At 68.5% G+C, this 22341-nt stretch carries 19 protein-coding genes; 11 read left to right on the top strand and 8 right to left on the bottom strand.

What is annotated here, in order from left to right:
• Positions 1 to 104: 104 nt before the first annotated feature.
• Together IG171_RS16155 and IG171_RS16150 are read left to right on the top strand one after the other, a co-directional pair.
• On the top strand, positions 105 to 1499 hold the full coding sequence (locus tag IG171_RS16155) for an NAD-dependent succinate-semialdehyde dehydrogenase (protein ID WP_212128372.1): 1395 nt from the start codon (positions 105 to 107) through the stop codon (positions 1497 to 1499).
• Positions 1500 to 1768: 269 nt separating this feature from the next.
• On the top strand, positions 1769 to 2848 hold the full coding sequence (locus IG171_RS16150) for an MFS transporter (protein ID WP_212128371.1): 1080 nt from the start codon (positions 1769 to 1771) through the stop codon (positions 2846 to 2848).
• Between the two features lie 124 nt (positions 2849 to 2972).
• Here the strand turns inward: IG171_RS16150 and IG171_RS16145 are convergent, their stop codons facing one another.
• From IG171_RS16145 to IG171_RS16135, 3 genes are read right to left on the bottom strand one after another with little or no spacing between them, the layout of a single operon-like run.
• Positions 2973 to 3476 (bottom strand): hypothetical protein, encoded by a 504-nt coding sequence (locus IG171_RS16145; RefSeq protein ID WP_212128370.1) that lies wholly within the window; start codon positions 3474 to 3476, stop codon positions 2973 to 2975.
• Complete coding sequence (locus tag IG171_RS16140; protein WP_212128369.1) at positions 3473 to 3814, bottom strand: DUF6204 family protein; 342 nt, start codon at positions 3812 to 3814, stop codon at positions 3473 to 3475. The genes IG171_RS16145 and IG171_RS16140 overlap by 4 nt, the downstream gene beginning before the upstream one ends.
• Positions 3811 to 4467, bottom strand: a complete 657-nt coding sequence (locus IG171_RS16135) for a TetR/AcrR family transcriptional regulator (RefSeq protein WP_212128368.1) — start codon at positions 4465 to 4467, stop codon at positions 3811 to 3813. Before IG171_RS16135 ends, IG171_RS16140 begins: the two co-directional genes overlap by 4 nt.
• A 225-nt stretch (positions 4468 to 4692) precedes the next feature.
• Here IG171_RS16135 and IG171_RS16130 point away from each other — a divergent pair, with 225 nt between their 5' ends.
• From IG171_RS16130 to IG171_RS16120, 3 genes are all read left to right on the top strand, one after another.
• Positions 4693 to 6252 (top strand): class I adenylate-forming enzyme family protein, encoded by a 1560-nt coding sequence (locus tag IG171_RS16130; RefSeq protein WP_212128367.1) that lies wholly within the window; start codon positions 4693 to 4695, stop codon positions 6250 to 6252.
• Between the two features lie 29 nt (positions 6253 to 6281).
• On the top strand, positions 6282 to 7592 hold the full coding sequence (locus IG171_RS16125; RefSeq protein ID WP_249204361.1) for a beta-ketoacyl-[acyl-carrier-protein] synthase family protein: 1311 nt from the start codon (positions 6282 to 6284) through the stop codon (positions 7590 to 7592).
• A 77-nt stretch (positions 7593 to 7669) separates the two neighbouring features.
• On the top strand, positions 7670 to 8875 hold the full coding sequence (locus IG171_RS16120) for an acyl-CoA dehydrogenase family protein (RefSeq protein WP_212128365.1): 1206 nt from the start codon (positions 7670 to 7672) through the stop codon (positions 8873 to 8875).
• 242 nt (positions 8876 to 9117) lie between these two features.
• Here the strand turns inward: IG171_RS16120 and IG171_RS16115 are convergent, their stop codons facing one another.
• The 4 genes from IG171_RS16115 to IG171_RS16100 all read right to left on the bottom strand — a co-directional run bounded on the left by IG171_RS16115 (position 9118) and on the right by IG171_RS16100 (position 13389).
• Entirely contained in the window at positions 9118 to 10572 is a 1455-nt protein-coding gene (locus tag IG171_RS16115) for a dihydrolipoamide acetyltransferase family protein (RefSeq protein ID WP_212128364.1), read from the bottom strand.
• Positions 10572 to 11534 carry an alpha-ketoacid dehydrogenase subunit beta gene (locus IG171_RS16110; RefSeq protein ID WP_249204360.1) on the bottom strand — a complete coding sequence of 321 codons (963 nt, stop codon included), beginning with the start codon at positions 11532 to 11534 and terminating at the stop codon, positions 10572 to 10574. Before IG171_RS16110 ends, IG171_RS16115 begins: the two co-directional genes overlap by 1 nt.
• 89 nt (positions 11535 to 11623) lie before the next feature.
• Positions 11624 to 12730 (bottom strand): pyruvate dehydrogenase (acetyl-transferring) E1 component subunit alpha, encoded by a 1107-nt coding sequence (gene pdhA, locus IG171_RS16105; protein WP_212128362.1) that lies wholly within the window; start codon positions 12728 to 12730, stop codon positions 11624 to 11626.
• 155 nt (positions 12731 to 12885) lie between these two features.
• Positions 12886 to 13389: a hypothetical protein gene (locus IG171_RS16100; RefSeq protein WP_212128361.1), complete on the bottom strand. Its 504-nt coding sequence runs from the start codon at positions 13387 to 13389 to the stop codon at positions 12886 to 12888.
• A gap of 98 nt (positions 13390 to 13487) precedes the next feature.
• Between IG171_RS16100 and IG171_RS16095 the strand changes: the two genes are divergently transcribed.
• The 3 genes from IG171_RS16095 to IG171_RS16085 all read left to right on the top strand — a co-directional run bounded on the left by IG171_RS16095 (position 13488) and on the right by IG171_RS16085 (position 17311).
• Entirely contained in the window at positions 13488 to 14069 is a 582-nt protein-coding gene (locus IG171_RS16095; protein WP_249203751.1) for a TetR/AcrR family transcriptional regulator, read from the top strand.
• A 241-nt stretch (positions 14070 to 14310) separates the two neighbouring features.
• Positions 14311 to 16242 carry a siderophore-interacting protein gene (locus tag IG171_RS16090; protein WP_212128360.1) on the top strand — a complete coding sequence of 644 codons (1932 nt, stop codon included), beginning with the start codon at positions 14311 to 14313 and terminating at the stop codon, positions 16240 to 16242.
• A gap of 55 nt (positions 16243 to 16297) precedes the next feature.
• Positions 16298 to 17311, top strand: coding sequence for an ABC transporter substrate-binding protein (locus IG171_RS16085; RefSeq protein WP_212128359.1), 1014 nt, complete (start codon positions 16298 to 16300; stop codon positions 17309 to 17311).
• Between the two features lie 54 nt (positions 17312 to 17365).
• Here IG171_RS16085 and IG171_RS16080 read toward each other — a convergent pair whose 3' ends face one another.
• Positions 17366 to 17821 (bottom strand): Lrp/AsnC family transcriptional regulator, encoded by a 456-nt coding sequence (locus IG171_RS16080; protein WP_096177587.1) that lies wholly within the window; start codon positions 17819 to 17821, stop codon positions 17366 to 17368.
• Between the two features lie 310 nt (positions 17822 to 18131).
• On the opposite strand from IG171_RS16080, the gene IG171_RS16075 reads away from it, so the two are divergent.
• The 3 genes from IG171_RS16075 to IG171_RS16065 are packed head-to-tail and all read left to right on the top strand — an operon-like array spanning position 18132 to position 22247.
• A complete protein-coding gene (locus IG171_RS16075; protein WP_212128358.1) occupies positions 18132 to 18908 on the top strand; it encodes an electron transfer flavoprotein subunit beta/FixA family protein in 777 nt (258 codons plus the stop codon).
• 11 nt (positions 18909 to 18919) lie between these two features.
• Positions 18920 to 19900, top strand: coding sequence for an electron transfer flavoprotein subunit alpha/FixB family protein (locus tag IG171_RS16070; RefSeq protein WP_212128357.1), 981 nt, complete (start codon positions 18920 to 18922; stop codon positions 19898 to 19900).
• A 1-nt stretch (position 19901) separates the two neighbouring features.
• Positions 19902 to 22247: a cytochrome b/b6 domain-containing protein gene (locus tag IG171_RS16065; RefSeq protein WP_212128356.1), complete on the top strand. Its 2346-nt coding sequence runs from the start codon at positions 19902 to 19904 to the stop codon at positions 22245 to 22247.
• Positions 22248 to 22341: the final 94 nt, after the last annotated feature.

The raw sequence follows: 22341 nt of genomic DNA, 5'->3' as shown, positions 1-22341 counted from the left end.
GATAGCGTGTGAAGCAGGCATACGCAATCCGTCGATCGAGGCGGTGAACAGGTGTGCAATTGCTTAAGCGGCGCCAACAGGTGCCCGAGTCGAAGGAGTCTGGAATGAGCAATGTAGGCAGTGCTGCAGGCGGCTACCGCGTCGAGAACCCGGCCACCGGTGAAGTCGTCGAGAAGTTCGACTACGCCACGGATGAGCAGATCGATCAGGTCCTCGATGCCGCTCACAAGGGCTACCTGAGCTGGCGGGACAAGACCATCGAGGAGCGCGCGGCCATCGTCAACAAGGTCGCGGCCCTGTTCGGCGAGCGCAAGGACGAGCTCGCGGCGATCATCGCCGAGGAGATGGGCAAGCCCATCGCCGAGGGCGTCGAGGAAGCCGAGTTCTGCGAAGCGATCTTCAACTACTACGCCGACCGCGGACCGAAGTTCGCCGCCGATGAGCCGATCGAGTCGTTCTCGGGCGGCAAGGCCTTCATCCAGCGTCGCCCGGTCGGTCCGCTGCTGGGCATCATGCCCTGGAACTTCCCGTACTACCAGGTCGCTCGCTTCGCGGCGCCGAACCTCGTGCTCGGCAACACGATCATCCTCAAGCACGCGGAGATCTGCCCCCGCTCCTCGGCGAAGATCGCCGAGCTGATGAAGGAAGGCGGAATCCCCGAGGGCGTGTACAACAACGTCTACGCCACGCATGAGCAGGTCGAGACCATCATCGCCGACGACCGCCTCGAGGGTGTGTCCCTGACCGGTTCCGAGCGGGCCGGCTCGGCGGTGGCCGCGACCGCCGGCAAGCATCTGAAGAAGGCCGTGCTCGAGCTCGGCGGCTCCGATCCCTACATCGTGCTCGACACCGATGACATGGACGAGGCCGTCGACACCGCCTGGGGCACCCGGATGTACAACACCGGCCAGGTCTGCAATGCGAACAAGCGCATGATCGTCATGGACGACATCTACGACGAGTTCGTGTCCGGGCTGACCAAGCGCGCCCAGGAATGGGAGAAGGGCACCCCCGCCGAGGCGGGCGACGGCAAGTACTCGCCGCTGTCCTCGCGCGGTGCTGCCGAGAACCTGCGCAAGCAGCTCGACCGCGCCGTCGAACAGGGTGCGACCCTCGTCGGCGGCGAACTGGCCACCGACGGTTCGGCCTATGTCACGCCGGCCGTGCTCACCGGGGTGACCTCGGACATGGACGCCTACCGCGAGGAGCTCTTCGGCCCCGTGGCGACCGTGTACAAGGTCACCAGCGACGACGAAGCGCTGGCTCTGGCCAATGACTCGCGCTTCGGCCTCGGCGGCGCCGTGTTCGCCAAGGATCCCGAGCGTGCGGCCAAGCTCGCCCAGCGCCTCGATGTGGGCATGTCGAACGTCAACACCCCCGCCGGTGAGGGCGCGGAGATCCCCTTCGGCGGGACCAAGCGCTCGGGCTTCGGCCGCGAGCTCGGCCCCTACGGCATGGACGAGTTCGTCAACAAGCGCATGTACTACGTGGCCGACTGATCTGGCCTGAGCCAGCCGGCTGGTTTTCCGCCGGCATTTCGCCGCGACCACGGTGGAGCGTCGAGACAGCGGTGTGCGCACCGTTGCCTCGGCGCTCCGTCGTTGTTTCGACACTTCTGCAGCCGGTTCCATCGCCACCGGCAGACACAGGACCGGGCTTTTGCGGGCACCGAGTCTGAGGTTCGTCGGAACCTCGACTCTCATCGAGGCGCTCGATAGCGTCTGTGGCGTCCCTGACCGCTGAGCGAACTGACGAATGAGGCAGGCGGATGCCCAGAACGCTCGTCCTCGGCCTGTGCGCCGGGTACTTCCTCGTCCTCCTCGACGTGACGGTGGTCAATGTCGCTCTGCCGCAGATCGGCTCCGACCTCCGAGCTGGTCAGTCGGGGATGGCCGGGGTCGTCAACGCCTATACCCTCGTCCTGGCCGCGCTGCTGCTCCCGTTCGGGGTGTGCGGCGACCGGTGGGGCCACCGACGGGTCGTGGTGCTCGGATTCCTCTGCTTCTTCCTCGGGTCCCTGGCCTGCTCTCTGTCGCCGACGATCGAGCTGCTCGTCGCCGCCCGTGCCCTCCAGGGGGTGGGGGCGGCTGCGACGATGGCCGGGACCCTGGCGATGCTCTCCGAATCGGCGGTCGACGACCGGGAGCGCAGCAGGCTCGTCGGCCTCTGGGCGGCCCTGGGCGGGATCGCCCTTCCGCTGGGCCCGCTGTTGGGAGGGCTGCTCGTCGACCTCGGCAGCTGGAGGGCGGTCTTCTGGCTCAACCTGCCGATCATCGTCGCCGCCCTCGTCCCGATCATCGTCCATCACCCGGCCTCGCCGAGGCTGGTCCCGGGCAGCGGTGACGCGGCCCGGGAGACCGGACGGTCCGAGTCGTCCCATCCGTCGCGCATCAGGCTCGCGCTGGCCTGCCTCGTCGCGGGACTGCTGAACTTCTGCGTCCTCGGCACCCTGTTCCTCCTCACCCAGCACTTCCAGGACGTTCGAGGACTGAGTCCGTTCCAGGCCGGACTGGCCACACTGCCGGCACTGGTCCCGCTGCCGTTCTTCGGGGCGCTGTCGGGGACGATCAGCAACCGCCTCGGCGTGTGGAGGACCAGTGCGCTCGGGCTCATCGTGGCCGGAGTGGGTCTCGGTCTGATGGGGCTGACGGTTTCCGGGCCGAGCCTGTGGGGGCTGTCGCTGACCCTGGTCGTGTGGGCGATCGGCGTCGGGGTCCTCATGCCCGCGATCGTGGCAGCGGCCATGCACGCCCTGCCGGAGAGGCCGGGATTCGCCTCGGGTGCGGGAAGCACCGCACGCAACCTCGGAGGAGCTGTGGGTGTGGCGGTCTTCGCCGCCCTGCACTAGGTCGACACCGGTGTGCTCATGGCCGCGGCCGGTCTGGCCATGGTCGCTGCCGCGTTCATCTGCCTCCGGGTGCAGCAAGGGGAGGACTCAGGGCTCAGCCGGGGTCCCGCAGAGGCCGGGCGTCTCACATCGGCCGGGCCTGAGCCGAATGGTCCGAGGTCAGGGCCGCGATCACGTCTGTCGGACTGAGACCCGAGTCGGTGAACCAGCGGCCGGCCGCCTTCTCGGCGAGACCTTCGGCCTGGTCGATGAGGGCTCGGCCGCTGTCGGTGAGGGCGAACTCGCCGGATTCGGCACGTGAGAGCCACCCGAGCTTGACCAGCGGCAGGCTGGAGCGCACGGCATGCGAGCGGGGTTCGCCCATCGCCTCGGCGAGGTCCTCGCGGCCCAGTCCCTGTGGCCGCGCGCCGATGAGACGCAGCCGGCGGAGGTCCTCGAGGCTGAGTCCCACTCGGGAGAGCATGGTCCCGATCGCGGTGTCGAGAGAGCTCTTCGCCCGGGCCAGAGCCAGAGCGGCCTCGAGGTGCGGCGGACCTTCCCGGTGCGGTGAGTCCTCCCCCTGGTGCGGCGAACCGGCCCCTCGGTCGGGCGCACCTGCGGAATCCTGGCCCGGGTTGTCTGAGCTCATCGGCGGACCCCCGGTCGTACCTTGATATCTTCGACGCACACCGCGGAGACGCTGATGGTGCGGCCGTCGAGTCCGCGAGAGGCGAGGTCGGCGGCCGAGAGCTCCTCGGCGCGGATGTTCGCTAAGGTCTCGGCGTCGTCGCGGTCCGCCTCGTCGCCGGTGATGAGGAATCTGTGCTGATAGTTCACGAGTTCGGGCGTGTAGAGGAACGTGCCCTCCGGGCTGAAGCGCGCCGAGAGCATATCGTGGTCGTCCTGGGCCGCACGGAGGCTGCGGCGCTGGTCCTCGTCGAGTTCGGAGAAGCGGCCGCGAACGGTGATGCGGAAATTCCAGGTCATGATGAAGCCTCCTCGGCTCGTGTGGCGTGGTCGAACAGCGCGATGATCTCGTCCGCCTCGATGCCAGGGTGGGTGGGTACGGCCGCGTCGAGGACCGAGCGCAGGGACAGAGCCATCGTGGTCGGATCGAAGCTGCGCATCTGTCCGCGCCGCTGACCCTCTTCGAACAGGGCCACGAGATCGGCGACGGAATCGGCCGACCGCTGACTATAGGACTGATCCTGGGAGGCAGAGGGCTCTTGGGAGCCATGGGGCTGGCCCTGGGAAGCCGCCGCGGTCGGTCTGCTGAGGTAGCCGACCGCGGCGATGATGGCCGCCGCCCGCGTCGGTTCGGCTCGGCAGTAGTCGATGTGAGTGGAGATATAGGCCGCCAGCCGCTCATTCGTCGATCCCGGCGAGCCCAGGGCCCGGCCGAGCGCGGGACCGAGATCCTCGACGACGAACTGCACGACAGCCGCAGCGAGCTCGTCCTTGTCGGAGAAGTTCCCGTGGACGGCGCCCCGGGTGAATCCGGCTCGTTCCGCGACGGCTATGAGCGAGGTGCCGCGCACTCCGCGGGCGGCGAAGAGCTCGGCTGCCGATTCGACCAGTCGTCGCCGGGTGAGCTCCTGGCTCTCGCGACGCGTCAGTCGGGGCGTGGGGGAGTCGATCATGAAATCAGGATACACCACAGTATCCGAATACACATAAGTATCCGAACCTCGGTTCCAGTCCGAGTCCCCGCCCGAGGTGAGTGGTCGGGCGGACTCGACAACCCGACCACGCTGTACTGTGGGACATGGCCGCCGCGGTGGCCCGGCACCCACGCAGTGCTTCGCCGCTCGAGGGGGTGCCTCGCCGCGGACTGCTCCGATTGCCATGGACTCTGGAGGTCTGATTTGCCGATCACGTCGACGATCCTCGATGTGGCACTCGACCGCCCCGATCAGCTCGCCCTCGTCGGCACCGAGGACCGGCTCAGCTACGGAGAGCTGGTCGAGGACTCCCGTGTCTCCTTCGCCGTCGTCGACTCCCTCCACCGGGCGCAGCCCGAACCGCCGACGCCGGCCGTCGAGACCCGGGGAATCCCGATCACGGCCGTGAGCACCGCCTCGGCGTTCTTCACCGCCCGCCTCATCGCCGGACTCGCAGGCTTCCGCGCCGTATCCGCGACCATCGACCCGCGCTGGCCGCTGGACCATCAGATCGGAGTCATCCGCACGACGGGGATCGGCCTCGTCATCAGCGATTCGTCCGCGCTGGCCGAGGCGCTGTCCGACACCGGATGGACCGGCACCGTGATCAGCCCGGCGGCCTTCGCCGAACGGGAGGACCGGGTCCGCCGTCAGGGCGCACAGGCCCCGGCGCCGGCTGTCCGGCCGGCGAGCGAACCCTTCCTCATGCTCTTCTCCTCGGGCACGACGAGCAACCCCAAGGCCTTCATCAAGACCCGGCAGCAGTACCGGGACAATGTCGCCGTCTCGTCCGCCCACCTCGAGCCGCTGCCGGGCGTGGCGACCCTGGCCCCCGGGCCGGTCTCCTACAGCCTCACCCTCTACGCCATCATCGAGAGCCTGGCCACCGGCGGCAGCGTCCACGTCGCCGACGCCTTCGACCCCTTCACGATCGGCTCCCGGATCGCGGCCGAGTCGATCACTCGGATCGTCGCCGTCCCCGCCGTCGTCAAGGCCCTCGCCGAGGCGGCCGACCGCAGCCGGGAGAGGTTCCGCGGACTCGAGCTCGTCGTCACCGGCGGGGCCAATCTGCCCGCGAGCATCCGCTCGGCGCTCGCCGCCGTCCTTCCCGACACCCGCCTCATCAGCTACTACGGTGCCGCCGAGATCGGCTTCATCGGCGACAGCCGCGACGGCGACGGGACCTGGATCCACGTCTACCCGACGATCGGTGCGCAGATCCGTGATGAGTCCGGCGCCGAGGTGGCCGAAGGTGAGCTCGGAACCCTGTGGATCGATGCCGCCGCCTGCTCGGACGGCTACGTCGCCGGCACCACCGACGCCGTGCTGCGCGGACCCGACGGCTGGGCGAGCGTCGATGATCAGGGACGCATCGTGAACGGACTCCTTCAGCTCGCCGGTCGGGCCGGGGACATCGCGGTCACCGGCGGGCACAAGGTCTCGCTGCCCGAGGTCGAACGGGCCTTCGACAGCGTTCCCCACCTCGGCGAGGTCGTCGCGATCGCGCTCGAGGACGCGAACCTCGGCAGCGTGATCGCACTCGTCATCGAAGGCGGCGCCGAGGCGGAGCCGGCCGCGGACGGCTCGCCCGGACTCCCCGCGGGCAAGGCGGCACTGCTCGAACACGCGAGGGCTCGGCTGGCCCCGCAGTTCGTTCCCCGACGCATCTATGTGCTCGAGCGGCTGCCGCGGACAGTGGGCGGGAAGATCCGCCGCTCCGAAACCGTTGACATCATTATGAGCGGACAAGGACACCGACTGTGAGAGACGAACAGAGCGTGGTCATCACCGGGATGGGGGCCATCACCCCGAACGGACTCGATCCCGAGACCCTGTGGGAGGCCGTGCGATCCGGGCGCAGCGGCATCGATGTGCTCTCGGGCGAGGAATTCGCGGATCTGGCCGTGCGCATCGGCGGTCAGGTGCGAGGCTTCGACGCCGAATCCGTCCTGCCGCGGGCGCTCGCCCGCCGTCTCAGCCCGGTCCAGCACTGGGCCATCGCCGTCGCTGACCAGGCTCTCGTCCAGGCCGGAATCGGGACCCGCGAGCCCGGGACCCGCGATTCCGGAGCCGATGCGCTGCCGTGGGAGCGCGACCGCGTCGGCGTCATCGCCGCCACCGGGTCCGGACCGGTCGACGCCATGCAGTCAGCGACCCGATCCCTGCTCACCGACGGGCCGCGCTCGGTGCCGCTGACCCTGTCCATCCACGGTGCCCCCGATTCCGCGGCCGCCCTGCTCAGCCAGCGCTGGGACTTCCGCGGTCCCGCCCAAGGAGTGTCGGCGACCTGCGCGTCCGGGGCGATCGGCCTCGGCGAGGGTCTGCGCCGGATCCGCCACGGCTACGCCGATGCCGTGCTCGTCGTCGGGATGGAGGACTGCGTCAACGCGGTCAACCTCGCCTCGAACGCGAACATGCGCGCGCTCGCCGCCGGTTTCGAAGACGATCCGAGCGCCGCAAGCCGCCCCTTCGACCGGTCTCGCTCCGGATTCGTCATGAGCCAGGGCGCCGCGGCGCTCCTGCTCGAATCCGAGCCCGGAGCCGCCGCCCGCGGTGCCGAGCCGCTGGTCGAACTGGCGGGCTTCGGCGCCGCCAGCGACGCCCACCATCCGACGAACCCGCATCCGGACGGCCGTGGGGCGGCAGCGGCGGTGCGCGAAGCACTCGCCGATGCGGGCCTCGGACCGGCCGACATCGATCACATCAACGCCCACGCGACGGGCACCCCTGCCGGTGACGCCGCCGAGCTCGCGGCCTTCGACGCCTGCCTGGGGACAGCGGCCCGGACGATCCCGATCAGTGCGACGAAGTCGGCCACCGGGCACCTCCTCGGCGCTTCGGGCGTGGTCGAGGCGATCATCGCGAGCCTGACGATGCGGGATCAGACGCTGCCGCCGACGATCAACCTCGGCGATCCGGAGTTCGACGGCTGGGACATCGTCACCGATCACGCCCGCAGGCTCGCCGGCACTGCCCCGGCACCGGAGCGGGCCGGCACTGCCCGCGAAACCGGGCACGAGCGGCCGATCGACACCGTGCTGTCGACGTCCTTCGGCTTCGGCGGGCACAACGGCGCCCTCGTTCTGCGACGGCCGAGCCGCTGATGCGCGGCCGAGGCGCTGAGCCCACGCACCCCTGCGATCTCGACATCGCGATCTCAACCCTGCAGTGAAGGAGAGTCATGACCGACCGTGAGACCCGGCTGAACGAGCTGGCTGAGAAGTACCTTCCCACCGAGATGTGTGATCGCTTCCGGACCCGCGCCGATGTCTATGACCGTGAGAACCGATTCTTCGACGAGGACCTCGAAGAGCTCAAGGCGCTGGGGTATCTCACACTGTTCGTCCCCGAATCCCACGGCGGGCCGGGCCTGAGCCTGTTCGAGGTCTCACGACTGCAGCAGCGTCTGGCCTCCGCGGCCCCGGCCACGGCCCTGGCGATCAATATGCATCTCATGTGCACGGGTGTCGTCAAGGCCATGAATGACCGGGGCGACGACTCGCTCAACTGGGTCTTCGACGAGGTCATGGCCGGTGAGATCTTCGCCTTCGGCATCTCGGAGCCGTCCAATGACTGGGTGCTGCAGGGCTCGAACACCGAGGCCGTGCCCACCGCCGACGGGGGATTCGAACTCACCGGGGTCAAGATCTTCACCTCCCTGTCCCCGGTGTGGACCCGGCTGATCGTCCACGGTGCCGTGCAGTCCGATGACGACGGCATCGCCGGCCCGGATGCCGATGAACCGGCCGAGGGCGAACTCGTCTACGGGTTCATCGACCGCGACGCCCCGGGCATCACCGTCTCCGATGAGTGGGACGTGCTGGGCATGCGCGCTTCGCAGTCACGGGCGACCGTCCTCGACGGCGTGGTGATGCGGCCCGAGCGGGTCTCGCGCGTCATCCCCGCCGGCAAGCACCCCGATCTGCTCACCTTCGCCATCACCAGCAACTTCCAGCTGCTCATCGCCGCCGTCTACGCGGGCCTCGCCGCCCGTGCCCTCGAGCTCGGAGCCGCCGGACTGCACAAACGGAAGTCCGCGAAGTCCGGCACCAGCTTCGCCGAGGTGCCCGAGGCGAGGGCGCGGCTGGCCGACGCCCACCTCGACTTCATGCCCGTGACCGCGATGATCGATGCGTACTCGCGCGACTTCGATGAGCTCGTCGACCACGGTGCCGGGTGGCCCCTGCGGTTGGTGGGAGCGAGGATCAAGGCCGCCGAGGCGGCTCGCCGCAATGCGGAGACCGCGCTCATGTGCACCAGCGGCAGCGGTTTCGGCAACAAGCACGAGCTCTCGCGGCTCTATCGCGATGCCGCGGCCGGTCTGTTCCACCCGCCGAGCGCCGACGCCGCCCGCCCGATGTACGCGGCCGCCCTCCTCGACGGGTGAGGCGCCGCCCGGCGGGTGCAGCACGGCGTCATTCAAGCCGCCGCGCAGCTCGACGGGCGGGTCGCAGCGTCGCTCAAGGCTCCGCGCAGATGTCGAGTCGCGCACCTTTCGACAGATGCTCCACCGCTTGAACGACGGCCGCCTGTGGCTTCGACATCGCCGCCGGCACGCCCGCAGTTCGCCGGGTCGTCAGTTCGACGAGGTCTTGAACGTGCCGACCAGCCTGCTTCGGGGCGGCTCGCTCACACTTCCGGCAGCAGCGAGACGGGGTTCTCGATGCAGTCGGCGACGAAGGTGAGGAACTCGCTCGGCTCGGCGCCGTCGCAGGCGCGATGGTCGAAGACGAAGCTCAAGTACATGACCTTGCGGACGGTGAGCTCGCCGTCGACGACCCATGGGCGCTCCTTGATCCGTCCCAGGCCGAGCATCGCGACCTCGGGCAGGTTGATGATCGGCGCGGATCCGTCGACGCCGAAGACTCCGTAGTTGTTCAGCGTGAACGTGCCTCCCGCCAGCTCTGCCGGATCGAACCGGCCGGTGTCGGCCCTGCCCACGGTCTCGACCACGGAGTCGCGCAGTTGGCGCAGACTCATCCGGTCGGCTCCATGGATCACGGGAACCATGAGACCTCGCGGCGTCTGCGCGGCCAGGCCGAGGTTGATGTCACCGTGGGTGACGATCTCACCGGCGGCCGTGTCGATCGAGGAGTTGAGGATCGGGAACTTCTTCAGCCCGGCGATGACGAACCGGGCGACGAGGGACAGCAGCGAATACTTCTCGCCGGTGCGCTCCTCGAGGGTGCGCTTCGTGGCCAGCAGCTCGGTGGCGTCGACGTCGAGCCAGATGGTGGCCTCGGGGATCTCCTGCCGCGATTTCGACAGGCGTTCGGAGACGACCTTCCGCAGCCCCGTGATCGGGGTGCGCGTGTCGCGATCCGCTGACGTCCCCGCGGGGACGCGCCGGTCCACGGTCGCCTCGGATTCGATCGCGGCGAGCACATCGGCCCTGGTGACGACCCCGCCAGCTCCGCTGCCGGGCAGATGCTTGGCGCTGATCCCGTGGTCCTTCGCGAGTTTGCGCACGAGCGGTGACGACACGGGGGAGACCTGCCGGCCGGAAGTCGGGGCGGGCACGGTTGCGGTCGGTGCGGGCTCCTCGGCCGCCGAAGCCGGCGCGCCCGCTGTCCCGTTCGCCGGCTCCCCGACCGCCGCGGCGGCCGTCTTCTGACCGAACGAGCGCTCCTTCGACGACCGCGTCTTCGGCTCCGAGGCGCCGTAGCCGATGAGGTTCGCACCGCCGGATTCGGGCTCGTCGCCGGACGCCATCGCGCCCGACTGAGCGGGCCCTGCCGCAGCGCCAGCAGGCGCTTCCGCAACACCAGCGTCCGCCTGTCCTGCACCCCCAGCTCCGGCTTCGGCGACGGAGAGCAGGGCCTGACCAGCGGTGACGGTGTCACCGGCGGCGGCATGGAGGCTGACGATGCGCCCGGCGTAGGGGCAGGGCAGTTCGACGACGGACTTCGCGGACTCGACCTCGACGACCATCTGATCGACGTGGACCGTATCGCCGACGGCGACCTTCCACGAGATCAGCTCGGCCTCGGTGAGCCCTTCGCCGAGGTCGGGGAGGATGAACTCGCGCGTGCCGGCACCGCGTCCGCCGGTCCCGCGCGTGCCGGTGCCCAGATCCGCACTCATCACAGCTCCCAATCCCAGGACTCGAGCGCATCGAGCACGCGTTCGACGGTGGGCAAGTAGTACTCCTCGAGCTTCGGGGACGGATAGGGCACGTCGAACCCGGTGATCCGCAGGATCGGGGCCGACAGGTGAGTGAAGTTGCGTTCGGTCAGGCGGGCGACCACCTCGGCGCCGTAGCCGCCGAACCGGGCGGCCTCGTGGATGATCGCCGCTCGCGAGGTCTTGCGCACCGAGGCGGACACCGTCTCATCATCGAAGGGTGAGAGGGTGCGCAGGTCGATGACCTCGACGGACAGCCCGTGCTCGGCACCGGCCTCGGCCGAATCCAACGCCGTGCGCACGGTCGGACCGTACGCGAGCAGGGTGACGTCGGTGCCCTCCCGGATGACCTGCGCACGATTCATCGGCGCCGTGGCCACCGGCAGGCTTACGGTCTCCTTCATCCAGTAGCGCGACTTCGGCTCCATGAACACCACTGGGTCATCGGAGCCGATCGACTCGCGCAGCAGCGAATACGCATCGGCCGGATTCGACGGGGTGACGACCGTCAGACCCGGAGTCGAGGTCCAGTAGGCCTCGGACGAATCCGAGTGGTGCTCGACGCCGCCGATATCGCCGGCATAGGGGATCCGGATCGTGATCGGCAGGCTGACGTGGCCTTTCGTCCGGTTGCGCATCTTCGCCACATGCGACACGATCTGCTCGAACGCGGGGTAGGCGTAGGCGTCGAACTGCATCTCGACGACCGGGCGCATCCCGTTCATCGCCATGCCGATGGCGGTGCCGACGATCCCGGACTCGGCCAGCGGCGAATCCCAGACCCGATTCGACCCGAATTCGGCCCGCAGCCCTTCGGTGACGCGGAAGACCCCGCCGAGGCGGCCGACGTCCTCACCGAAGACGAGCACGTTCTCGTCGTCGGCCAAGCTGTCGCGCAGTGCCCGGTTGAGCGCCTTCGTCATCGTCACCGATTCCGCGGCCGGGCTCGTCTGCTGAGTCTCCTGAGTCGCCGAGGCGGTGTCCGACGGGGTGCTCGTGTCGGTTCCGATGCTCATGCCTGACCTGCCGCTGCCAGTTCGGCCTCGAGGACCAGCTGCTGCTCGGCCAGATCGGGACGCGGCTGGGCGTACACATGGGCGAAGAGTTCGCGCGGGTCGATCTCGGCCTCGCGGTTCATGGCCTCGCGCACGGACTCGGCCAGGGCCTCTGCGGCCGCGCTGACCTCCTCGGCGCCGGCATCGTCGAGCGCCCCGGTCGAACGCAGGTACTTCTCGACCCTGTCGATGGGATCGAACTGCTTCCAGTGCTCGACCTCCTCGGCGTCGCGGTACTTCGTCGGGTCGTCGGAGTTCGTATGCGATTCCATCCGGTAGGTCAGGCACTCGATGAGCGTCGGACCGTCCCCGTTCCGGCCGCGTTCGAGGGCGGCGGTGACGGCGGCGAACACGGCCGCGATGTCATTGCCGTCGACCCGCAGGCCCGGCATTCCGTAGCCGGCGGCCCTGTCGGCGAGCATGGTCGCATTCGTCTGCTCCCGCAGCGGGGTCGAGATCGCGTACTGGTTGTTCTGGATCACGAAGACCGTCGGCGTCTGCCACACGGAGGCGAAGTTGAACGCCTCGTGGGTGTCGCCCTCGCTGCTGGCACCGTCGCCGAGGAAGGTCAGAGTCGCCGCGTCCGCTGCCTTCAGCTTCATCGCCATGGCGAATCCCGTGGCGTGCAGCGTCTGCGTGGCAAGAGGCGTCGCTGCCGGTGAGGTGTGGTATTCGTGCGGGTCGAAGCCGCAGTGCCAATCGCCGCGGAAGGCCGCGAGGATCTCGGCCACGGGCACACCGCGGGTCAGCAGCGCCGCTGAATCACGGTAGGTGGGGAAGAGCCAATCGCTGGGCGACAGCGCGGTCGTGGCCCCCACCTCGGCGGCCTCCTGACCGGCGGCCGAGGGATAGGTCGCGAGCCGCCCCTGCCGGGTCAGGTGCGTGACCTGGGCTTCGAACCGTCGGACCAGGACCATCTGCCGGTAGAGACCGGTCAGGGTGCGGTCGCTGGGCATCCGCAGTCCTGCCGTCGGAGTGTCGGTGAGCCGGCCATCCGCGCCGATGAAGCTGATCGGCTGCAGCTGGGGCAGTGAGCGGCCTGTGGTGGGAACGTCGATGGTCATGACCCCATGGTGACGTGAGGCAGATCACGATTCCATGGGTTCGAGACAGGTGCGGACGGGTGGCCAAACGTGCCGTCAAGTGCGGACGAACAGGCCGGTTCCGGCAGGTCCGGTGGACGTTTGGCCGGGCTGTGGGGCGGTGTCCTCGACCGGTCTCAGATCTCGCCCCAACGGTATCCGCGGGAGGTGAAAGCCTCGGCGACGGCGTCCTTCCTGCCCTCGACAGCGCCCCGGTAGGCCTGATGGCCGCCCTCGGTGAGGATCGTGAGCTTGCCGTCGGCGAAGTACGCGGTGGAGAAGGAGGCGCGGGAGATGCGCAGCGGGTGGTCGTTCTCGTCTCCGATGACGATCTCGTCGTCGGAGACGAGGACCGGGGTGTTCGAACCGGCGATGACGGCGGCGGCGATGAGTCCGAGCACCGCGCCGATGATCGGTCGGATGGCGACGACCCAGGGCTGGTCGAACCGGCTGAGTTTCTCGATCGGATCGCCGAAGGGGATGGGGAACCGCGCGGCCAGCGAGCCCAGCGTGGGCAGGAGGAATCCGAGGGCGACGCCGATGCCCACGCACACGAAGCCGATGACGATGATGTCCGTGCGGCCGAGCTTGAAGACGGCGGGGCCCGAGGGGGTGACCGGGCTGCTGTTGTCCGTGCTCATTGCGATCCTCACTCTGCGAAGCTGGGATACAATCGTACCAAACTGGTACATGAGTGTTCCACTGATTGTTTTTTCGCTGATGAAGGGATGGTTCGCACGTGACCGAAGCTGCCGGAATGCGGAGGCTGGGGCGGGAGGGCCTGCTGAAGGAGTCGCTGTCGGCCTTGGCGGAGAATTCGCAGGCCTCGATGCTCGAGATCGCGAGCGCGATCGGCGTCGGGCGGACGACGCTCTATCGGCATTTCGGGGATCGGGAGACTCTCGTCGCCGAGGTGGCCCGCCTCGGCGCGCGCATGTTCGGTCGGGCCGTCCTGGATGCCCGCCCGGAGGCGGGATCCGGCCTCGAGGCGGTCGAGCGGATGTGCGAGCGGCTGTTCGCCCTCCCCGAGGTCCTGACGCTGATGTTCGCCGACGATCCGATCGTCACCGATGACGCCTTCGCCGAGGCGGCCCCCGACGGCAGCGATGACGACGTCCTCGAGTGGGTCATCGCCCGAGGTCAGGCCGATGGTTCGATCACGGAGGAGGTTCCGGTGACCTGGGCTGCGATGTACGTCTTCCTCACCATCGGATCGGGTCACCTCTTCGGCCTCTCGGAGGACTCGGCTGAGCCCGAGAGGCGCCGACGCGCACTCGAGCTGACGATCCGCGCGGTGCGGAAGACGCTCGCCGCCGACTGAGGCCGCTGACTCCGCCGCGGACGGAGGTTGAGGCCGCGACCACCGACTGAGGCCGCGGGTGCGGATTGGGTCGAGGTGGACCGGATCGCTTGCACCCTCCCGAATCTCAGGTTAGGCTCACCTATGGGATATAGGGAACACCGATCTTGCTTAAGGCAGTTGACACACCTGCTTGAAGTTGTCGGCCTGCTTCTCTGTTTCTCGCTGTTTCATACGTCAAGAGACCCTCGGAGCTGACAATATGCCGCGGACTTCCAGGCCCCTGCAGGTGCTGCCGATCATCCTGCGAGAGGTGGAAGTCACCGGCATCGCGGACATCACCCCGAACATGCGACGCCTGGCACTGGCAGGCGATCAGTTGAACGCCGGTGAGGTCGACGGGATGCCACGGCCTGCGTTCCGCTCCGAGGGTTTCGACGATCACGTGAAACTCGTCATCCCGCCGCCCGACGGCACAGCCCTCGACATCGGTGAGCAGCAGGAGTTCCGCTTCCAATGGAACCGGGAGGCGCTCAACCGCGCCCGCGACTACACCGTCCGCAGCGTCGATGCCGAATCGCCCTCCTTCACCGTCGACGTCGTCCGCCACGAGACCGGCCTCGCCTCGGACTGGGCCTTCGGCGTCGCGATCGGTGATCGCATCAGCTTCGCCGGGCCGAAGACCTGCGCGGGTCTGGCCGAAGGCATCGACTTCCACCTCCTCGTCGCCGACGAGACCGCCCTGCCGGCCGTCGGGCGGTGGCTCGAGGAAGCGCCGGCGGGCACCCGCGGCCACATCATCGTCGAGGTCCCCACCTCCGATGACATCCAGGACATCCCCACCGAGGCCGACGTTGAGATCGACTGGCTCGTCCGCGGCTCCATCGCTCCGGGCGAGTCGGGGCTGATGTACGAGGCCGTGAAGAGCCTCAGCCTGCCGGCCGGCCGCACCTTCGCCTGGTGCGCAGGCGAAACGCTGACCATCGCTCCCATCCGCCGCTGCCTGCGCCGGGACCTCGGCCTGCCCAAGGAGGACGTCGAGGTCGTCGGCTACTGGCGGAAGATGCCGACCACTCCCGCCGAGACCCGTGCGGCCGAGGACTCCGCCGGTGCGGACTCACCGGTCGAGGCCTCCGTCGCCGCATCCCCGCCCTCGGACGCCGCCGGTCCCGCGTCCGAGGATTCTGCCGCTCCCGCCGCGGGCGCTCCCGCCGCGGGCGCGAGTGAGGACCGGCCCGAACCGGAGGGCACTCTCGACGTCCTCCACCAGGTCCATGAGATGACCGAACTGCTGCCGCCGATCATCACCCGGACCGCCGTGACACTCGGCATCAACGACCTCGTCGCCGGTGGGGTGTCCACCGCCGAGGCGATCGCCGCCGAGCTCGGCATCGCAGCCGATCGCGCCCAAGCGGTGCTGACGGCCATGTGCTCCCTCGGGCTCCTCACCCGGGAGGGGCAGAACTACCGCAACACCCCCACGGGAGCGGTGCTCACCGGTGAAGGCGCCGCCGACGGGCTCGATCTGAGCAGCCCGGCACTGCTCGACCTCTTCTCGCTCGTCGACCTCATCGACGTCCTCAAGGGCGGATTCGCCGCCCGCACCTCACGAGCCTCGACGGCGGAGGCCGACACCTGGCATGACCAGCGCGCCGCGGACGCCGAGCTCGACACCGCCCACCGCGGACGCAGCCTCGACCACCTCCAGTACGTCCTCGACCCCATCCTCGACCTCGAACCCGTGGCCACGGCCGCGAGCCTCGCCCTGGCCGGCGACGTCGACGCCGAGGCGGCCGCCGCCCTGACGCGACGAGCCCCGGATTCGGGGCGGACGATCCACACCCCGGCAGCGCAGGCCCTGACCGGTGGCGAGGACTGGCCGAGCGTCGACTGCACGCTCGTGATCGCCGGACTGACCGGACGCTCCCGAGACGCTATCGGTTCGCTGCTGGATCGCATGCTCGCTGCGAGTCGGACCCTGGTCATCGTCGAGCCCTTCACCGACGACGCCGAGGCCGATGACCATCAGGCCGAGGAGCTCATCACGACCCTGGCCACCACCGGCAACCCGACGCTGACCAGCGGTGAGCTCACCGCGACTCTGCGCGGACTCGGGGCCGCCGAGGTCAAGGTGAGAGACATCGGGTGGGGCTTCGGCCGCTTCCGCTCGGCCGTCATCGCCACCAGCTCCTGACCCCCTCGAACACCCCTCGAGGACTCAACCCGCCAGATTCGAACAAGGAAGATCCATGTCACTGACACGTCTGAGCACAGCCGTCATCGCCGGAACCGCCGGCCTCGCCCTCCTCGCCGGTTGCCAAGGAGGGACCGGAGAAGCGGCGTCGAGCAGCTCTTCCGAGACCCGCACCGTCACCGATGCCACCGGTGCCGAGGTCGAGGTGCCCGCGAACCCGGAGGCCGTGGCCACTCTGCACTACGCCGCGACCGAAACGCTCATGGACCTCGATGCGCCGCCCGTCGCCCAGGGGGCGTACCAGGAACCGGCCGTGCCCGAGGAATGGGTCGACGAGCTCGGCGACATCCCCGTCGCCGCCCAGCAGGAGCCCGATCTGGAGAAGCTCGCCGAGGCGGAGCCCGACCTCATCCTGTCGCCGAACGTCTACGACTCGGAGATGATCGAGCAGCTCGAGGAGATCGCCCCCGTCTACCAATTCACTCTGCGCGGCGGTGAGCGCGGGGATTGGAAGCAGCGCGTCGGGGAAGTCGCCGATGCGGTGAACAAGGCCGATGCGCTCGACGAACTCGACGATGAGTTCGAAGCCCGACAGAAGGAACTCGCCGACCAGTACTCCGATGTCACCGAGGGCACCACGATCGGGGTCGCGTCCTCGTTCGAGGAGAACTCGGCCTATCTGTGGGGCAGCGAGAACATGCTCGGCACGATTCTGACCCCGCTCGGCTTCGACTGGTCGGCCGATGAGGACGCCATGGTGGAGAAGTACGGCAATGCCGACCAGGAGGGCAACAAGTCCGGCAAGGCCGAGCCCGAAGCCCAGATCTCCCTCGAAGTGCTCGACAAGAGCCTGTCCGATGCCGATGTCATCTTCGTCGACTCGGACCTGCGCGGTGACTACGACAAGCTCACCGAGGCACTGCTGGACTCAGCGGTGTTCAAGGATCTCCCCGCCGTCAAGGCCGGACACGTCTACCCCATCGGCAAGGCCACGATCGCCGGTTACGCGGACGCGGAATACGGCCTCGATATGGCCGAGCAGGCGATCAAGGATTACCAGAAGGACTGAAGCCGGTCCGGCTCAGCCGGCCGGGCACCCGGGGCCAGCAGGCACCGGGCCCGCTCAGCCGGCACCGGGCCGGTGACCCTCCGCCTCGTCGAGGATGAGCAGGGAGCGGGAGGACACGACTCCCGGCACCTCGTGGATCCGCTGCAGGATCACCTGCGACAGGGCCGTGTTGTCCGGGGCATTCACCGTCACCAGCGCATCGATGTCGCCGCTGACGGCCTGCACCTTCTCGACGAAGGGCAGTGCGGCCAGATCCTCGCGGACCTGAGGCCAGGGCCGCTCGTCGATCTTGACCACGACGACCGCGGTCACGCTCATGCCCAGGGCCTCGCGGTCGACCTCGGCGGTGAATTTCCGGATCGCCCCGGACTCGACGAGGGCGGTGAAGCGCTTGTGCGCGGCCGAACGCGAGATGTGGACGCGTTCTGCCAGCTGGCGCACGCTCAGGCGGGAATCCTCGACGAGGGCGGCGATGATGCTGCGATCGATGTCGTCGAGATCGAATGCCACGGGCGCTCCTTCACCGTTGATGTCGGCGTCCTGTCCGCCCCGGAGCGGTCGGCACCGGGCGGATCGGTCGGTCTTCCTCCATTCTAGAGCCCCGCCTCGGCGCGGGGAGCACGCCCAGCATTGGACAAATTCTGTCGATCGTTCGTACAGTAGCGACGATGTCTGTGGTACATACCACGTACCATTGGTGACTGGAGACATGGCCGGATTCGGACGGACCCGGTTAACGGAGACAAATCAGCCACCTGTAGATTATGAGACGGAAGTCTCATTGCAGGTGGAACTGCTTCACGAAACTAAGGAGTCATCCTTGAAGATCGCGGTGTTGGTCAAAGAGGTCCCGGATACCTACGGCGACCGGAAGCTGAACTTGGAAACCGGGCTCGCCGATCGCGGTGCCTCGGAAGCTGTTCTCGATGAGATCGGTGAGCGTGCCCTCGAGGTCGCGCTGTCCCATAAGGATGCCGACAGCGGGGCCGAGGTGACCGTCATCTCGATGGCACCCGACACCGCGACGGCCACGATCCGCAAGGGTCTGGCCATGGGTGCCGACGATGCCGTGCACATCGCCGATGAGTCTTTGGCCGGTGCCGATCTGGGTCTGACCGCCGAGGTGCTGGCCGCGGCTCTCCGCCGGTCTGAATTCGATCTCGTCGTGGCCGGCAACGTCTCCACCGACGGCAATGGCGGCATGATCCCGGCGATGCTCGCCGAACATCTCGACTACCCCCATGTGACGGGTCTGTCGACGGTGGAGATCGCCGACGGCAAGGTCTCGGGCACCCGTCCGATCGAGGGCGGTCAGCAGCAGGTGTCGGCCGAGCTGCCGGCGGTCATCTCGATCACCGAGGCGCTGCCCGAGGCCCGCTTCCCGAACTTCAAGGGCATCATGGCCGCGAAGAAGAAGCCCTTCGAGGTCATCACCCTGTCCGATCTCGGCATCGACGCCGAGGATCAGTCCGTGGCCCGTTCGATCATGGTCACCGTCGCCGAGAAGCCGCCGCGCGAAGCCGGCGAGAAGGTCGTCGACGAAGGCAATGGCGGAGTCGAACTCGCCGAATACCTCACCAAGAACCGTCTGGCCTAAGGAGAGTCGTCATGTCAGATTTCCCCCAGGACTCCATTCTCGTCGTCCTCACCGCCGATGCCGAAGGCCAGCTGGAGAAGCCGGCCGCCGAACTGCTCGGCGGCGCGGCTGAGGTCGGTTCGCCCGTCGCGCTCGTGCTCGCCGCTTCCGGCGGTGCCGATGCCGCGGGTCAGGCTGCCGCCGAGCTCGGTGCCACAGCGTCCCTGACCGCCGAGGTCGCCGAGGCCACTCTCGGCACCTCGGCCGTCGATGCCGTGGCCGCTGCCGCCGAACTGACCGCTCCCGATGCCGTGCTCGTGCCCAATACCCTCGACGGCCGGGACATCGCCGGTCGCTTCGCGGTCCGCAGCGGTTCGGCGGTGTCCGTCGACGCCATCGGTCTCGAGCGCGATTCCGAGGGCATTGTGGTCAATCACTCCGTTTACGGAGGCGGGTACACCGCTTCCTCGGCTCCGACCTTCGGTGCGCCTGTCGTCACGGTGCGCCTCGGGTCGATCGAGGCCCGGGCGGAGGCTCAGTCGGCGAATGTGCAGGCCCTCGAGGTCACCGATTCCGGTAAGCCTGCGGCGTCGATCGATTCGTTCGAGGCCATCGTCGAGACCTCCTCGCGGCCCGAGCTGCGTGGTGCGCAGAAGGTCGTCTCCGGTGGTCGCGGCGTCGGTTCGGAGGAGTCCTTCGAACTCGTCGGCGAGTTCGCCGATGTCCTCGGGGCCGCTCTCGGTGCTTCGCGTGCGGCCGTCGATGCCGGTTACATCGCCCAGTCGCATCAGGTCGGTCAGACCGGTGTCTCCGTGTCTCCGCAGCTGTATGTGGCATTGGGCATTTCCGGTGCGATCCAGCACAAGGCCGGCATGCAGACGTCGAAGACCATCGTCGCGGTCAACAAGGACGGCGAGGCCCCGATCTTCGATATCGCTGACTTCGGCGTCGTGGGCGACCTGTTCAAGGTCGTTCCGCAGGCGATCGAGTCCCTGAACGAGAACAAGTCCTGATATGGCCACCTATTCCGGTTCACTGCGCTCGGGTCTGCCCCGGGTCGAAGGTGGTGACCCCTGGCCGCCGGCCGGCACCATCGGCGAGGCCTTGGACGAAGGCGCATCGCCGCTTGCGGAGGAACTGGAAACCGGTTCCTCCGCCGAGGTCGTCGACGAGGAGCCGACGGAGACCGTGGCTGATGCTGAGGCTTCCGACGTGGTCGAGGACTCGACCGACTCCGCTGAGTTCGCCGATGACGATTCCGACGCCGAGGCTGGCGACGCCGAGGCTGACGGCGCTGAGTCCGTCGACGCCGAGGTTCCGCTGCGTCGTGGTCTGCCGCGCGTGGTCGGCGGTGAGCCCTGGCCTCCGGAGGGCTTCGCTCCTGCCGGAGTGAAGCCCACTGGCGGTTCTGCGGCGCCTGCCGCGGACTCTGCGTCCGAGGCCGCCTCGCCCGAGGCCGGAGTCGAGGCCGCGGGTGAGGACTCGTCCTCGGTCGCTCCGGTCGCCGCAGCGGCGACCGCCGGGGCGGGAGCCGCCGTCGGTGCCGCCGCTGCGAGCTCTGATGACGACGAATCGGCGGAGTCTGATGCCGCTGACGAGCCCGCTGCCGCCGAGTCCGCTGCCGCTTCTGCGGCTGCGAGCGAGGTGCCGCTGCGTCGAGGTCTGCCGCGTGTGGCCGGCGGAGACCCCTGGCCTCCGGAGGGCTACGCTCCTGCCGGGGTCAAGGCCGCGGGAGCGTCTGCGGCTCCGGTGGCCGCCGCGGCTGCTCCGGCAGTCGCCGCAGGAGCCGGCGCTGCCGGGACCGCGGCCGCTGCGAGCGGATCGGGCTCCGGTGAACTCTCCGATGTCCCGCTGCGTCGCGGACTTCCGCGCACCGCCGGGGGAGACCCCTGGCCACCGGAAGGCTTCGCACCGGCGGGTGCGGCCAAGCCGGCAGCAGGCACGGCCGAGCCTGTTGCAGAGGCGACCGCGCCCGCGGCAGCACAGGCCGAGACGACACCGTCCGAAGCCGCCTCGACTCAGGCGGCATCGACCGAAGCCGGCAAGCCCGCAGACGAAGCGAAGCCCACCGGCACCGATTCGGGCCAGAAGAAGCCACAGCGCCGACGCGCAGGAATCGGCGGTGTCGGCGCCGGAGCGGCGGCAGGTGCCGCTGCGGCCGGAACCGGAGCGGCAGCAGGTGCGGAGAAGAAGTCCGACGCGGCGGAGAGGAAACCCGCCCAACGCAAGCCCATGGGCAAACCTGCCGCGAAGACCGCGGACCAGCCCGCCCAGCGCAAACCGATGGGCAAACCCGCCGCGAAGACCGCGGACCAGCCCGCCCAGCGCAAACCGATGGCCAAGCCGGCGGCGAAGACGGCCGACAGTCCGACGGCGAAACCCGCACCGGCGGCGAAGTCCGCCTCGTCGGGTTCGGCCGGGGCCGCCTCGGCGAAGCCGGCAGCGAAGAAGGAACCGGTCATGATCGGTTCGAAGTCGCTGGGACAGTGGTCCAAGCTCGTCGGTCTGGGACTGGGCGGACTCATCGTCGCGGCCGGGATCATCGTCCTCGCCGCACGCGGTGTGACGACCCTGCCGGGTGTGCCGGAGTTCCTCGAACGCTATCCGGGCGAATACGACATCCCCGAGTTCGTCGACCCGGGCTTCCCGGGCTGGGTGAGGTGGACGCACTTCCTCAACATCTTCTTCATGGTGCTCATCATCCGATCGGGTCTGCAGGTGCGACACCAGCAGAAGCCGCCGGCGTTCTACACCCCGAAGAAGGGCGGGAAGAAGGTCAGCATCAACCTCTGGCTGCACACCAGCCTCGACGTGCTGTGGCTGGCCAATGGTGTGATCTTCGTCGTCCTGCTCTTCATCTCCGGTCACTGGGCGCGCATCGTGCCCACCAGCTGGGAGGTGTTCCCGAACGCGCTGTCGGCGATGCTGCAGTACATGACCCTCGAGTGGCCGATGGAAGACGCCTGGGTCAACTACAACTCGCTGCAGCAGCTGATGTACTTCATCATCGTGTTCATCGCCGCCCCCGTGGCTGCGATCACGGGAGTGCGGATGAGCGAGTGGTGGCCGAAGGACGCCGCCAAGCTCAACAAGATCTACCCGGCGCCCTTGGCTCGGGCGCTGCACTTCCCGACGATGCTGTTCTTCGTGTTCTTCATCCTCGTTCACGTCTTCCTCGTGTTCGCCACGGGAATGCGACAGAACCTCGGCTATATGTTCGCCGGGACGAACGTGGTCGGCTGGGCCGGCCTGATCTGGTTTATCGTGGCCATGGTCGTGGTCGTCGCCGGCTGGTTCTTGGCCAGACCGCTGCTGATGGCACCGATCGCGAACCTGTTCGGACGCGTGTCGAGCAGGTAGGCGACACCGCACGGCCACCCACATTCGAGCCGTGTCTCCCAGGGGCGGATCCACTTCGAAATCGTCCGCGATTTCGAAGTGGATCCGCCCCTGT

It is taken from the genome of Brevibacterium sp. SMBL_HHYL_HB1 (assembly GCF_018208375.1).
Classification (GTDB): domain Bacteria; phylum Actinomycetota; class Actinomycetes; order Actinomycetales; family Brevibacteriaceae; genus Brevibacterium; species Brevibacterium intestinavium.
The sequence above is the reverse complement of the archived record's forward strand: the minus strand, read 5'-3'. Positions and strand labels throughout refer to the sequence as shown.

Excerpts from the sequence above, each read along its gene's own strand:
- IG171_RS16100 (WP_212128361.1), bottom strand. The coding sequence starts at position 13,389 with ATGAGCACGGACAACAGCAGCCCGGTCACCCCCTCGGGCCCCGCCGTC.
- IG171_RS16150 (WP_212128371.1), top strand. The coding sequence starts at position 1,769 with ATGCCCAGAACGCTCGTCCTCGGCCTGTGCGCCGGGTACTTCCTCGTC.
- IG171_RS16120 (WP_212128365.1), top strand. The coding sequence starts at position 7,670 with ATGACCGACCGTGAGACCCGGCTGAACGAGCTGGCTGAGAAGTACCTT.
- IG171_RS16155 (WP_212128372.1), top strand. The coding sequence starts at position 105 with ATGAGCAATGTAGGCAGTGCTGCAGGCGGCTACCGCGTCGAGAACCCG.
- IG171_RS16115 (WP_212128364.1), bottom strand. The coding sequence starts at position 10,572 with ATGAGTGCGGATCTGGGCACCGGCACGCGCGGGACCGGCGGACGCGGT.
- IG171_RS16125 (WP_249204361.1), top strand. The coding sequence starts at position 6,282 with ATGGGGGCCATCACCCCGAACGGACTCGATCCCGAGACCCTGTGGGAG.
- IG171_RS16135 (WP_212128368.1), bottom strand. The coding sequence starts at position 4,467 with ATGATCGACTCCCCCACGCCCCGACTGACGCGTCGCGAGAGCCAGGAG.
- IG171_RS16145 (WP_212128370.1), bottom strand. The coding sequence starts at position 3,476 with ATGAGCTCAGACAACCCGGGCCAGGATTCCGCAGGTGCGCCCGACCGA.
- IG171_RS16070 (WP_212128357.1), top strand. The coding sequence starts at position 18,920 with ATGTCAGATTTCCCCCAGGACTCCATTCTCGTCGTCCTCACCGCCGAT.
- IG171_RS16065 (WP_212128356.1), top strand. The coding sequence starts at position 19,902 with ATGGCCACCTATTCCGGTTCACTGCGCTCGGGTCTGCCCCGGGTCGAA.
- pdhA (WP_212128362.1), bottom strand. The coding sequence starts at position 12,730 with ATGACCATCGACGTTCCCACCACAGGCCGCTCACTGCCCCAGCTGCAG.
- IG171_RS16090 (WP_212128360.1), top strand. The coding sequence starts at position 14,311 with ATGCCGCGGACTTCCAGGCCCCTGCAGGTGCTGCCGATCATCCTGCGA.
- IG171_RS16110 (WP_249204360.1), bottom strand. The coding sequence starts at position 11,534 with ATGACGAAGGCGCTCAACCGGGCACTGCGCGACAGCTTGGCCGACGAC.
- IG171_RS16140 (WP_212128369.1), bottom strand. The coding sequence starts at position 3,814 with ATGACCTGGAATTTCCGCATCACCGTTCGCGGCCGCTTCTCCGAACTC.
- IG171_RS16085 (WP_212128359.1), top strand. The coding sequence starts at position 16,298 with ATGTCACTGACACGTCTGAGCACAGCCGTCATCGCCGGAACCGCCGGC.